General features: G+C 65.0%; 12 protein-coding genes. 2 read left to right on the forward strand and 10 right to left on the reverse strand.

Features of this window, described 5'->3' with window-relative positions; translation table 11 throughout:
- Nucleotides 1–121 precede the first annotated feature (121 nt).
- The 10 genes from hpaE to B0G38_RS21405 all read right to left on the reverse strand — a co-directional run bounded on the left by hpaE (nt 122) and on the right by B0G38_RS21405 (nt 11,111).
- Nucleotides 122–1,639 carry a 5-carboxymethyl-2-hydroxymuconate semialdehyde dehydrogenase gene (gene hpaE, locus B0G38_RS21360; protein WP_264671325.1) on the reverse strand — a complete coding sequence of 506 codons (1,518 nt, stop codon included), beginning with the start codon at nt 1,637–1,639 and terminating at the stop codon, nt 122–124.
- Nucleotides 1,640–1,680: 41 nt separating this feature from the next.
- Complete coding sequence (locus tag B0G38_RS21365; RefSeq protein ID WP_264671326.1) at nt 1,681–2,370, reverse strand: GntR family transcriptional regulator; 690 nt, start codon at nt 2,368–2,370, stop codon at nt 1,681–1,683.
- 10 nt (nt 2,371–2,380) lie between these two features.
- Entirely contained in the window at nt 2,381–3,847 is a 1,467-nt protein-coding gene (locus B0G38_RS21370) for a fumarylacetoacetate hydrolase family protein (RefSeq protein ID WP_264671360.1), read from the reverse strand.
- 163 nt (nt 3,848–4,010) lie between these two features.
- The gene (locus B0G38_RS21375; RefSeq protein ID WP_264671327.1) at nt 4,011–5,039 is read right to left on the reverse strand and encodes a carboxypeptidase regulatory-like domain-containing protein; all 1,029 of its coding nucleotides are present in this window, start codon (nt 5,037–5,039) and stop codon (nt 4,011–4,013) included.
- A 163-nt stretch (nt 5,040–5,202) separates the two neighbouring features.
- Entirely contained in the window at nt 5,203–6,159 is a 957-nt protein-coding gene (locus B0G38_RS21380; RefSeq protein WP_264671328.1) for a serine/threonine-protein kinase, read from the reverse strand.
- Between the two features lie 144 nt (nt 6,160–6,303).
- The gene (locus tag B0G38_RS21385) at nt 6,304–7,110 is read right to left on the reverse strand and encodes an alpha/beta fold hydrolase (protein WP_264671329.1); all 807 of its coding nucleotides are present in this window, start codon (nt 7,108–7,110) and stop codon (nt 6,304–6,306) included.
- Nucleotides 7,111–7,114: 4 nt separating this feature from the next.
- The gene (locus B0G38_RS21390) at nt 7,115–7,444 is read right to left on the reverse strand and encodes a biotin/lipoyl-containing protein (protein WP_264671330.1); all 330 of its coding nucleotides are present in this window, start codon (nt 7,442–7,444) and stop codon (nt 7,115–7,117) included.
- Entirely contained in the window at nt 7,437–8,417 is a 981-nt protein-coding gene (locus B0G38_RS21395) for an alpha-ketoacid dehydrogenase subunit beta (protein ID WP_264671361.1), read from the reverse strand. The genes B0G38_RS21390 and B0G38_RS21395 overlap by 8 nt, the downstream gene beginning before the upstream one ends.
- Nucleotides 8,418–8,532: 115 nt before the next feature.
- A complete protein-coding gene (locus tag B0G38_RS21400; protein WP_264671331.1) occupies nt 8,533–9,579 on the reverse strand; it encodes a thiamine pyrophosphate-dependent enzyme in 1,047 nt (348 codons plus the stop codon).
- 206 nt (nt 9,580–9,785) lie between these two features.
- Nucleotides 9,786–11,111, reverse strand: coding sequence for an amino acid permease (locus tag B0G38_RS21405; RefSeq protein WP_264671362.1), 1,326 nt, complete (start codon nt 11,109–11,111; stop codon nt 9,786–9,788).
- A 244-nt stretch (nt 11,112–11,355) separates the two neighbouring features.
- Here B0G38_RS21405 and B0G38_RS21410 point away from each other — a divergent pair, with 244 nt between their 5' ends.
- A complete protein-coding gene (locus B0G38_RS21410) occupies nt 11,356–11,847 on the forward strand; it encodes an Lrp/AsnC family transcriptional regulator (RefSeq protein WP_264671332.1) in 492 nt (163 codons plus the stop codon).
- A gap of 141 nt (nt 11,848–11,988) precedes the next feature.
- Nucleotides 11,989–12,690 carry an NUDIX hydrolase gene (locus tag B0G38_RS21415; RefSeq protein WP_264671333.1) on the forward strand — a complete coding sequence of 234 codons (702 nt, stop codon included), beginning with the start codon at nt 11,989–11,991 and terminating at the stop codon, nt 12,688–12,690.
- Nucleotides 12,691–12,724 lie beyond the last annotated feature (34 nt).

Genomic DNA, 12,724 nt, shown 5'->3' on the forward strand with positions numbered 1-12,724 from the left:
GACTTGGCCAGGTCCGTGACGACCAGATCCATGTACGCGCAGCGGACAATGTCCGGAGCAGGGACGCTGGGCTTGGGAATTTCGTTGCTCATGATCTTCATTCCTTCGTCGCTGAAGCGGTTTAGTAGTCGATCTCGGACGTCGCCTGGGCGCCGAACTTCGGGGTGTGGACGCTGCCGAGCGTGATGTGCACGGCCTGCTGGTCCGTGTAGAAGTCGATGGAGCGGTAGCCGCCCTCGTGGCCGAGGCCGGATGCCTTCACCCCGCCGAACGGGGTGCGCAGGTCGCGGACGTTGTGGCTGTTCAGCCAGACCATGCCGGCTTCAACGTTCTGCGAGAAGTTGTGCGCACGGGTCAGGTTCTGCGTCCAGATGTAGGCGGCCAAGCCGTACTTGACGCCGTTGGCCAGTTCCAGGGCTTCCTCATCGTTGTCAAAGGGCGTGATGGCGACAACCGGGCCGAAGATTTCTTCTTGGAAGATCCTGGCGTCCGGCTTGACGTCGGCGAAGACGGTGGGGGAGACGTAGTTACCTTCCTCCAGGCCTTCGGGACGGCCGCCGCCGGCAATGAGCCGGCCTTCGGACTTGCCGATTTCCACGTAGCTCATGACCTTGTTGTAGTGCTCGGGGTGGACCAGGGCACCCACCTGGGTCTTCGGGTCATGCGGGTCGCCGACCACAATATTCTTTGCCCGGGCGGAGTACTTCTCGAGGAACTCGTCGTAGACCGGGCGCTCCACAAGGATGCGCGAGCCGGCGGTGCAACGCTCGCCGTTGAGCGAGAAAACGCCAAACAGCGCCGAATCGATTGCGGCGTCGATGTCCGCGTCTGCGAAGACGACGCAGGGGCTCTTGCCGCCGAGCTCCATGGACAGGCCCTTGAGGTTCTCGGCCGCGTTGCGGAAGATGGTCTGCCCTGTGGTGGTCTCACCGGTGAACGAGATCAGCGGGACCTCCGGGTGCTTGACCAGTGCGTCGCCTGCTTCTTCGCCCAGGCCGTTGACCAGGTTGAAGACGCCGGCCGGTACGCCGGCCGCGGTGAAGATGTCGGCCCAGAGCGAAGCGGACAGGGGAGTGAACTCGGCAGGCTTGAGCACCACGGTGTTGCCGGTGGCCAGAGCCGGGGCAAGCTTCCAGGACTCGAGCATGAACGGGGTGTTCCATGGCGTGATTAGGCCGGCAACGCCGATCGGCTTGCGGTTGACATAGTTGATCTGCGAGCCGGGGACCTTCATGGCGTCGTCGAACTGGGCGACAATCAGGTCTGCGAAGAAGCGGAAGTTCTCCGCGGCACGCAGCGCCTGGCCCTTGGCCTGGGTGATCGGCAGGCCGGTGTCGAAGGTCTCCATCTCGGCCAGACGTGCTTCCTGGGCCTCGACGGCGTCGGCGATCTTGTTCAGGACCCGGGCGCGTTCGCGCGGCTTCATCTTCGGCCAGGGACCATTGACGAAGGCCTCGCGGGCGGCGGCGACAGCGGCGTTGATGTCTTCCTTCTGGCCGGCTGCAGCGGTGGCGTAGGTCTTATTGGTCACCGGGTCCAGCACGTCGAACGTCTGGCCGCCGACCGAGTCGACGAACTTGCCGTTGATGAAGTGCTGGATGTGGGTGGGCAGGTTCTCGGGAACGTAGTGTTCGGCCACGATGCACCTTTCTTTCCTAGGTTGTTCTTGCGCTTGTGTGGCTAGATGGCTGACGCTGGCTGCTGGTGCTGGGCCATGTAGGCGTTCAGCGTGGCCGTCCGGTGTGCCCGGGCGGCCATCTCGATCTCGTGGACGTCGGCCCGCGATTCGATCAGGGCGATGAGCTGGTCGTGTTCTTCAACGGACTTGCGTGCCCGTCCCGGTACCAGATCGAAGCTGGAGGCGCGCATGGCGTTCAGCCGGTTCCAGCCGCGGTGGACCAGGTCCAGGATGTGCGGGTTGGGGCAATGGCCGTAGAGGATGGCATGGAGTTCGTTGTTGATCCGCGTGAAGCGTTGCGGTTCAAATTCTTCCAGGCACCGCCGCAGTTCTGCATTGAGCCGGCGGGCGTTGTCGATGTCCACCGCGGTGATCAGCGGGGCGGCCAAGGCGGTCGCGGCTCCTTCGATCACGCTCAGGGTCTGCATGGTGTGCAGATAGAGCGTGGCATCGACGCCGGCGACCGTGGCCCCGACATTCCGCTCGAACTTGACCAGTCCCTCGGCCTCCAGCCGGCGAATGGCTTCCCGGACCGGCACCACGCTGAAGCCGAGTTCGTCGGCGATGCTGCTCAGCACCAGCCGGTAGCCGGCCACGAGGTCGCCGCCGGTGATCCGGTCTTTGAGCACCTCGTAGGCCTGTTCCGACTTCGATCGGGCCTCGGTACGCGCGGGCGTGGCTGTGGTGGACATCGTCTTGCAGTTACTGTCCGCCGCCGGCGGCGACCCATTCGTGGTACTTGGCCTGCCATTCCTCGTTCATCGGGAACAGTCCATCGACCTTGTGTCCTTCCTGAACCATCTGGAAGACAAAGGCATCGCGACGCTCCTGCTCGACGGCCTCGTCGGCTACTTCCTCGGCGAGCGACGGCGGCAGCACCAGGATGCCGTCGGCGTCCGCCACGATGATGTCGCCCGGCTGCACGGTGGTTCCGCCACAGGCAACGGTGATGTCGGTGTCCCACGGAACGTGCTTGCGCCCAAGGACGGCCGGATGCGCGGAGGCGTAGAAGGCCGGAATATCCAGGCCGGCGACGGCGGTGAGATCGCGCACGCCGCCGTCGGTAATGACACCGGCTGCGCCGCGCTTGTGGGCGCGCAGGGCCAGGATGTCGCCGAGCGTGCCGGCGCCCTTTTCACCGCGGGCCTCCATGACTAGGACATCGCCCTCGTTCAGATCATCGATGATCCGCTTCTGGGCGTTGAAGCCGCCGCCGTGGCTCTTGAACAGATCCTCGCGGTTGGGCACGTACCGCAGTGTGCGGGCGGTACCGATGACCTTGCGGTCTGCCTTGGTGGGCTGCAGGCCATCGATGCTGACATTGTTCAGCCCGCGCTTGCGCAGTGCGGCGGAGATGGTGGCCGTGGCGACGGAAGCCAGCTTGGCCTTCAGCTCCTCGGTCAAGACCGGCTTGTTGGCTGCCAGTCCGGCGGCTTCGGCCGAACCGAAAGCATCCTCGCGGTCCTTGTCGGTGACCTTGGGGGTGTTGCCGAACTCTGCGAACGGCACCTCGCCCTGGGTGACCGTGGTTACGAGACGGCCGCTGCTCAGCGACGTGGAGGGGGAATCCACCTCAACCTCGACGACGTCGCCCGGGACGATGACCGAGGAACCGGCCGGGGTGCCCGTGAGAATCATGTCGCCCGGTTCCAGCGTCATCAGCTGGGACAGGTCTGCGACGATCTGGGCAAAGGGGAAAATCAGTGCCTCGGTGGTGTCATCCTGGACCAGTTCGCCGTTGACCCAGGTGCGGACGCGCAGAACCGCCGGGTCTACCTTGTCGGCCGGAATGAGGGCCGGGCCCACCGGGGTGAAGCCGTCACCGGACTTGGACCGGATGTTGGAGCCCTTGTCCGCATACTTGATGTCGTAGACGCCGAGGTCATTGCTGGCGGTGACGGCACCGACGTAGCTCCAGGCATCCTCGACGCTGACGCGGCGGGCAGGCTTGCCGATGACCAGGGCAACTTCGCCTTCGAACGCGAGCAGCTCGGTGCCGGCAGGGCGTTCCACCGTGCCGCCGCTGAGGCTCAACGAGGACGAGGCCTTCATGAAGTAAGACGGGTTGGCCGGAACGCGTCCGCGCTGGGCCGCCCGGGATGAGTAAGAGAGGTGCACTGCCAGCACCTTGCCGGTGTTTTTCAGCGTGGCGGAATCGACGGGCTGCAGCGTGACCGCTTCGGTTTCCTGAGCGACATGTGCTTCAGACAAGACATCCTCCTGCTTATGTATGAAATCGTATACGATTCATCATGGCCTGTGCCGATCGGCACGTCAAGCCCCCTGTTGGAATTTTCTACCTCTCGTTCACTGAACGTGGAAGCGGCGGCCGCTAAGGAGATGCGACGGCGGTCATCCCCGCCTTGATTCCGCTGGCAATACTTCCGGCTGCCAATGTAATGACCGTAGCCGGATGACCCGGGCCCGAGGCGCTGTACCACTGATCAGAGGCGCCGGTGGCGCCGCCGAGAAACTTGACCGTGTAGTCGCCGGGCGGCAGGCCTGTCAGCTCAAAGTCGCCTTCCGTCCGAACCTGCGTTTCCCGTACAAGCGACTGGTCCGCGTCGTACGCGTGCACGGCCATGCCCTTGAAGGGCACGCCGGGCGGCCCGGCGACTACGGCCCCAACGATCGCAGCCGGTCCGACTCCCGGATCCAGGCCGAGCGGAGGGACGCCGATGGGGATGTTCCGGCACATGTTCGTCTCCGCCTCGTCCAGTTGGATCATAAGCGCGTCGTATTCAGCGGGATCGACAGTCAGATTCCAGCGTGCCTTGATCCACACCCACTCCTGGGCGTATTTACAGTGCACGCCGAAGTAGGGCGGCCACCAGTCCACAGGATCCGACGAGCCGCGGTCCTCGTTGCTGCCCGTCGACAGGATGGTCAGGGTCAGGCTGTTGGTCAAATCGTTGGCGAAGTCCCGGCGTTGCTCGGGCGTCCACGCCCAGGCCCCGGAGTGCCAGGCCTCTTCCAGCGGAACAAGGTGCACCACGTTTACCTGAGCCGGATCCTCTAAGACAAGCATGTCCCAGACCGCGGGCCATTGCGCTTTGATGACTGTGCAGGGGGAAGACATCGTCGGGTCACTGGCGTTGGCGATCAGGACGTGTTCCTCAGTGGTGCAGCCGTCCGGCCCGACCACCGGGTAGTCGAAGGCGGCTTCCCGGAATTCCGGACCCGCAGGTGCCCGCTTGTCCAAGGTGTTGAGCAGGGCGCGGCCGGTGGTGATCCCGCGGGGAGGGTAGCCGTCGGGCGGGGCCTCGCTGACGTGGAATGCTGCCGGGGCGGCCGGGAGTACTTCGGCGACGCCGACAGCCCCGCTCGCGCAGAGCGCAAGGGAAATGACTGCCACCAACATCGTGCATTGCTCTAAAGCTCGACTCATTGCCGTGCCCAACTATTGCCCGTCAGGGGTTGTAACGGGATTCTACGCCGAATGGTCCGGCGGTCGTAGCCCCACGGTCGGGCGGACCTGCTGCCGCCGCTGCCGAAGCCAACTGCAGCGCCGAAGCCAGCCGAAGCTAACCGACGCTGGGTGCCCGGTTCGGGGGAGCCGGAATGATGACGTTGCCCGTGGTGACATTGCCTGTGTCGACCCCGTTGTGGGCGGCTGGTTCCGGGGCAAGCACAGGAGCCGGGTGGGGCGGCATGGATGTTTCCGTCCAGGACCGCAAGGTCAAGGCGACATCGTGCGCGGTGGGGCGGTCCTGCGGTTCCCTGGCGGTCATGTCACGCAGCAAGTGGCCCCATGCCGCTCCGAGATCCTCCGGAATTTCGGGATCGCGCAGCAGCCGGGCAACCGCGGCTTCGACGATCGGCCCGGGAAAGGCTTTCTCGCCGGTAAGGCATTCCAGCAAGACCAGGCCGAGCGAATAGATGTCGGAAGCGGGCGTCACCGGATGGCTCAGCGCCTGTTCCGGGCTCAGATAATTTGCCGTTCCGATGGTGGCGCCATGCACGGTAGAGACGGAAGCGTCCACCACGCGTGCGATGCCGAAATCGGAGAGTTTGGGATGCAGACGCGTATCCTGGCTGCCCGTATCGGCGATCAGGATGTTGGCCGGCTTGACGTCCCGGTGGACTACGCCGTTCTCGTGGATGTAGTTGAGCGCATCCGCCAGCTCTGCGCCGATGTTCGCCGTCGCCGTTGGATCCAGCCATCCGACTGCTGCCAGCGTTTTGCGCAGATCCCGGCCGTCGATCAGCTCCATCACCAGGTAGCTCGTGGTGGCCCCGTCCTCCGCCTGGTAAAGGCCGGCGTCGAAAAGCGTGACCAGCACAGGATGGCTCAGCGTAGCCAGCAGCAGCGTCTCAGTGTGCTGGCGCCGGTATTCGTCGTCGTCCGGGGTAGTGGGATTGAACAACTTGACGGCAACTTCACGTCCGAGTGATTCATCCGTCGCACGGTATACCGAGGCCGCACCACCGGTACCGATAAGGTCACCGGTCCTATAGCGTCCCCCGAGGAATAAGTCCACTAAGCCTCCAGGGCCGGGTATGAAAGGTTTTTATCTAGTAAGTAGTCTACCTTCCCGGGAGGAGCAGTAGGCACCTCAAAGCGAAAACGGAAGGCACGCCATATCGGGCGTGCCTTCCGTTTTCGCCGTCCGCGGCGGGCCGGTTCAGCCGGCGAGGAATTCGATGGCGGCATTCTTGAACGCGCGGCTGGTGACCGCGTTGGCATGGGTCCGGGCAGGCAGCCACAGCAGTTCCGCGTTGGCGCTGAGCTTGGCCAGCTCCGGCGCCGTGGCGGCCAGCTCGTCCTTCTCGCCCGCCACCAGCAGCACCGGCATCCGCGGCACCGCCTCGGCCGGGACAAAGGGCTCCGTCTTGATGGCCTCGATCATGGTCAGCAGCGCGAAGACGTCATTGCTTGGCACCAATGTGGCCATCCGGAGCAGTTCGGCCGTCGTCGGGTCTGCGATCTCCGTCCCGTCGGCCAGATACTGCTGGGCCGCGCGCAGGTCGAAGTCCGCCAGCGGATCCCCGACCCCGGGTCCGCCCAGGACCATCCGGCGCACCATTTCCGGCTGCGTGGCGCCGAACTCCCAAGCCAGACGTGAGCCCAGTGAGTAGCCAACCAGATCCACTCCGGTGGAATCGTCGTCGTCCTTCAGCGGCCGGACGTGGGCGTTGTAGATCAACTGCAGCAGATCCGCGCGGATCCGGCTGGGGGAGTAGGCATCCATTTCCTCCGGGGAAGGGCTGCCGCCATGGCCCGGGAGGTCCACCGTGACCACCCGCCGTCCGGCCTGCGTCAAAGCCGTAATCCAGCCGGCGTCCTCCCAGTTGAGCTTGGCGGAGGACGCGAAACCATGCAGCAGGATGACCGGCCGGCGCGGACCGGTGGTTCCCTCGGCGGCCTCGTGGATCCGCACGTTCAGGTGCGGATCCACGCCCTCGACGGTCTGTTCCCGGTGCCTGCCCACCGGACTAGTCCTCGTCCAGATTGGCGCTGAGGCGGACGCGTCGCTTGGGCGCCTCCTCCTTCGGCACCGTGCCGACGATGCCGGCCGTGTCGTCCGGAACTTCGAAGACGATCAGCGGGTCGCCCACCTTGATGGTCTCGCCGGGTTCACCGTAGGTCCGGACCACTTTGCCGGCCTGCGGCGACGGCAGCTCCACCGCCGACTTGGTCGTCTCCACTTCCACCAGCGGGTGGTTGCGTTCGACCATCTCGCCCTCGGTCACCAGCCATTCAAGCACGGTGGCCTCGATCAGGCCCTCGCCCAGATCCGGGAGGGGGAAGGAAATTTCAGCCACGGCGATACTCCAATACTCGCTGGATCCCGTACAGGATGCGGTCAATGTTGGGGATGTACTCGTCCTCGAGGTCTCCTGAGGGATACGGTACGTCGAAACCGGTCACCCGCTCAACGGGTGCCTTCAGGGTGCCGAAGCATCGCTCGGTGATGGTCGAGGCGACTTCGGCGCCCAGCCCGGAGGTCCGGGGCGCTTCATGAACGACGACGGCGCGGCGCGTCTTGGCCACGGAAGCCGCCAGGCCTTCGGCGTCGATGGGCTTGAGCCACCGCAGGTCCAGGACCTCGATCTCGATGCCGTCCTCGGCAGCCAGCTCGGCAACCTGCAGACAGCGGGCCACCATGGCACCCCAGGCCACCAGGGTCAGGTGCTTGCCCTCGCGGACCACCCGGGAACCGTTTGGGCTGTAGCCGGCTGCGTCGGCGCCGGCGTTGACCGGGCCCTTCTGCCAGTACCGGGACTTCGGCTCCATGAAGATGACCGGGTCCTGGCGCGCAGCCGCGTACTTGAGCAGGTGGTATGCCTCGTTCGGCCCCGACGGGGAAACGACCTTGAGGCCGGGCACGTGGGCGAACATTGCTTCCAGAGATTCGCCGTGGTGCTCCGGCGCCCGGATGCCGCCGAAGCTGGGCACGCGCAGGGTGATCGGCATCGGCAGCGTCCCGCGGCTGCGGTAGTTCATCCGGCCAACCTGGCAGATGATCTGGTTGACCGCAGGGTAGGCGAAACCGTCGAACTGCACTTCCGGGATGGGGTGGTAGCCGGCCATGGCCAGCCCCACGGACATGCCCAGGATGCCGGATTCGGCCAACGGGGTATCGAAAACCCGTGCCTCGCCGAACTTCTTCTGCAGGCCGTCGGTGATGCGGAAGACGCCGCCCAACTGGCCGACGTCCTCGCCCAGGATGAGCGCGCGCGGATTCTCCGTCATGACTTCAGCCAGGGCGCGGTTCAGTGCCTGCTGCATGGACATGGTTTCGGTGGCTCCGGCGTCTGCAGGCTCCGGGAAGTTCTGCACGGATTCCTGCTGCACGTCGGCGGCAGTTGTGTTGTCCTGGGCGGCTTCGAGGTCGCTCAGGGTTGTGTGCTCAGACATGTTCCGATTCCTCCCGCCAGGCGCTGGCCTGTGCCTTCAGTGCTTGTGTGGGTTCCTGGTAGACAAAGTCGAACATTTCCGTGCCGGGCCGCGGGCCCAGCGCGTTGATGCCTTCGCGGATCTGTTCTTCCTCGGCCTTTGCCGCCGCCAGGGCTTCTTCGAAGAAGGCTTCATCGGCGATCCCGTCGGCCAGCAGCCGGGCGCGCATCCGCGCCAAGGGGTCCTCGCCGCCGTCGGTACGTTCTTCTTCGAGGGTGCGGTAGCGGCCCGGATCGTCGCTGGTGGAGTGCGGTCCGCGCCGGTAGGTCATGGCCTCGACCACCGTCGGCCCCTTGCCTGCACGGGCGTGGGCCAAGGCGGCTGCAGTCGCCTGGGTGACGGCAACGACGTCGTTCCCGTCCACCTGGATGGAGGGCATGCCGTATCCCGCGGCCCGCGCGGCCACCGAGCCGCCGGCTACCTGGCGCTCGGTCGGGACCGAGATGGCCCAGCCGTTGTTCTGGATGAAGAAGACGACCGGGGCCTTCATGACGGCGGCGAAGTTCATGGCCTCATGGACGTCGCCCTGCGAACTGGCGCCGTCGCCGAAGTAGGTGATTGCCACGCCCAGTTCTCCTGCCGGCGCCCCGTCAAGGGTCTGGCCGTGCGCCCAGCCGACAGCGTGCAGCACGGAGCCGCCCACAACGGCCTGGATCGGGGCAAAACGCGAAGCCTTGGGGTCGTAGAGACCGCCGTGCCAGGTGGCCTTGTGGGTGGACATGTATTCCACCATGTCCACGCCGACGGTGCGGGCAACACCCATTTCACGGTAGGTGGGAAAGACAAAGTCGCGGCTCATGTCCAGTGCGTAGCCGCTGCCGACCTGCGCCGCTTCCTGGCCAAGCTGCGGAGCGTACCCGGGGATCAGACCCTGGCGCTGCCAGCGGATCGCCGATTCGTCCAGGTAACGGACCGCCACCATCAGCCGGTAGAGCTCCCTGAGCTCCTCGCCGGCCAGCTCGGCCGGGCCTGTGTCATCCAGAGCAAGAACATCAGCCATGCTGTTTCCTCCATATCGTCTGCGTGGCCGCGGTGCCATGCCTGCGGCCGAGAACCGCAGGCGGCCCGGCGGCCGTCCTGTAAGTGACCATAGTCACGGGCAGGGGGGTGTGCAATATGGAGGAAAAGCACCGTGCAGTGTGCACACTCAAGGGGGCTACGCGTAGCTAGAGCCTAGCAATTTGCTAGGCCGTAGCCGGATGTTGGTTAGCGGACTGCCGACCGCCGGCGGGCAAAGAGCTTGTTTAGGACGGCGATGCAAGCGATGAGCACTGCCGTTGAAACCAGTTGCGCGCTGGTGCCGGGCGAAAAGAACCCGACGGCCAGGATCGCAGCCAGCAGGCCCAGACCCAGGTAGGTGATGGCCGGAAAGCCCCGCATTCTCATCGGCAGGTGCTGGCCCTCGCGGTCCGCACGGCGGCGGAGGATCAGCTGCGATGTCAGGACCATGCCCCAGACAACCAGGCAGGTCGATCCGACAAAGCTCAGCAGCACGGGCAGGACCTTTTCCGGGAACAGGAGTTCCATGACCGTGGCCACGAAGCCGAAGGCCACCGAGGACAGGACCGCCGCGATGGGGACGCGGTGCAGGCCTATCCGCTGGAGCAGGGCCGACGCCTCGCCGCGCTGGGAAAGCGAGAAGATCATCCGGGAAGCGCCGTACAGGTTGGCATTCAGGGCCGAGAGCAGGGCAAAGGCGGCGATGATCGTGATGGCCACGTCCGCGCCCGGAATGGCTGCTACAGACAGCACCGCGGCGAAGGGGGAGGCGAGGGCTTCCGAATCCCACGGGACCACGGTGGCGATGACCAGTACCGAGCCGAAGTAGAAGACCAGAATCCGCCACACCACAGTCTTGATGGCCCGGGAAACACTGTGCTGCGGATCCTTTGTTTCCGCCGCGGCGACGGCGACGATTTCGGTGCCGCCAAAGGCAAAAATCACTACCAGCAGGCCTGCGGCAATGCCGGCCAGACCGGCGGGAGCGAAACCGTCGCCGCCAAACAGGTTGGACAGTCCGGGCGAGGGGGCATGGGGGAGCCAGCCGAAGATCAGGGCCGCGCCGAGGGCCAGGAACGCCACGATGGCGGCGACCTTGATGATGGCAAACCAGAACTCGAACTCACCGTAGTTCTTGACGCCCATCAGGTTGATGGCGGTGAAAACGACCATGAAAACCAGGGCCAGCAGCCATGACGGCAGCACGGGCCAGACCGAAGCGAGCAGGGCCGCGGCGCCGACCGCCTCGGCCGCAATGACGGTCACCAATTGGAGCCACCACAGCCAGCCGATCGTTGCCCCGGCCGTGCGGCCCATGGCTTTTTCGGCGTAGGTGGAGAATGCGCCGCTGCTGGGATGTGCGGCGGCCATTTCGCCCAGCGCCCACATCACGATGATGACCAGCGTTCCGGCGAGCAGGTAGGAGATCAGCACTGCCGGTCCCGCCGCCTGGATGCCTGCGCCGGAGCCGAGGAAGAGTCCGGCACCGATGGCGCTGCCCAGCCCCATCATGGTGAGCTGGCGCGATGTCATGGACTGGCCAAGACCCGGCTGGGGTGTGCCGGCTTCATCGGTGCTGGACTGCACCTGTCCGCCATCAGAGGTGGAGGGGTGGGGGCTCGTGCGACTCATGCGGATTCCTGTCATCGGCTGTGGCCTTATAACTGTAGATCTGAGGGCCAGCGGCGGAAGCATTTGGTGAATGCGCTGCCCCGGCTGACAATTTGTATACTCCTGCAGCCGTGGGGGCCTCAGATTGGAAGGGGTAAGCAGCACCGTGAATATTGACTCACTGGATTCCCGGATCGTCACGCTCTTCACGGAGGACCCCCGGATGTCGGTATTGGAAGCATCGCGGGTGCTAAAAGTGGCCCGTGCCACAATACAGGCGCGGCTGGATAAAATGCAACGCCACGGGGTCATCGCCGGCTGGGGCCCGCGACTTTCACCGGCCGAGCTGGGCTACGTGGTCAAGGCATATTGTTCGCTGGTCATCCGGCAGGAATCCGGGCACGATGCGGTGGCCGAAGCCTTGTCCAGGATTCCCGAAGTGCTGGAACTGCACACCGTCTCGGGAGAGAGCGACCTGCTCGCCTGCGTAGTGGCGAGGTCCAATGCCGACCTGCAACGCGTGCTTGATGAAATGACGGCCACCAATACCGTGCTGCGGTCGTCGTCGGTCATTGTCCTGAACAGCCATTTCGAAGGCCGCACTTTGCCGCTGGTACAGGCGGCAGGCGCTGCCGTGGAGCCGCCTGCTTCCGAGTAGTCCGCAACTGCCGGCCGGGGTGGCGGGCCAACTTCATAAAACCCCGGACCACCAAAAGTGATTGTGTCACTTCGACTTTAACAGGCTAGAATATGTTCTGGTCATGATGACTTTTACTGATGAGAGGAAGGAGGTGCGGAAGTGGTCTACTCGGCGAACGTTTCGGAGCGCAGGCAGCAGTCACCCGAGCTTGCCATTTCCACCGTCATCTTCGCGCTGCGTCCGGATGCGGATTCGGCGCGCCCCACGCTCTGGCTCCCGTTGGTCCGGCGAACGCGGCAGCCTTACCGCGATCTCTGGGCTCTGCCTGGCGGACCACTCAGTCCGGAGGAGTCGTTGCCGGACGCTGCCCGGAGGAATCTGCAGGACACCACGTCGCTGCAGCCGAGCTACCTGGAACAGCTGTACGCCTTCGGCGGCCTGGACAGGTCACCGGTCCAGCGCGTGGTCTCCATTGTCTATTGGGCGTTGGTGAAGCCCGACGTCGCGGCCCTGGCCCAGGAAACGGAAAACGTGAGGTGGTTCCGTGCCGATCACCTTGGCCAGCTCGCCTTCGACCACAACCAGATTGTCGATTATGCCCTGTGGCGGCTGCGGAACAAGGTGGAGTACAGCTCCATCGCCTACGCCTTCCTGGGCGAAAAGTTCACGCTTGCCCAGGTCCGCGAGGTTTACGAGGCCGTCCTGGGCAAGGAACTGGACCCGGCCAACTTCCGCCGCCAGCTGCGCGCCGCCACGGACATCGAGGCCACCGACGAATACCTGCAGGGCGGCCGGCACCGGCCGCCCCGGCTCTACCGCTATACCGGGAGCACCAGCCCCGGGAACGGACCCCTCGGCTAAGCAGCCGGAACTTTTGCCAACCGCCAGAAATCGG

Origin of the sequence: Crystallibacter permensis, assembly GCF_025960875.1 — a bacterium.
GTDB lineage: Bacteria > Actinomycetota > Actinomycetes > Actinomycetales > Micrococcaceae > Crystallibacter > Crystallibacter permensis.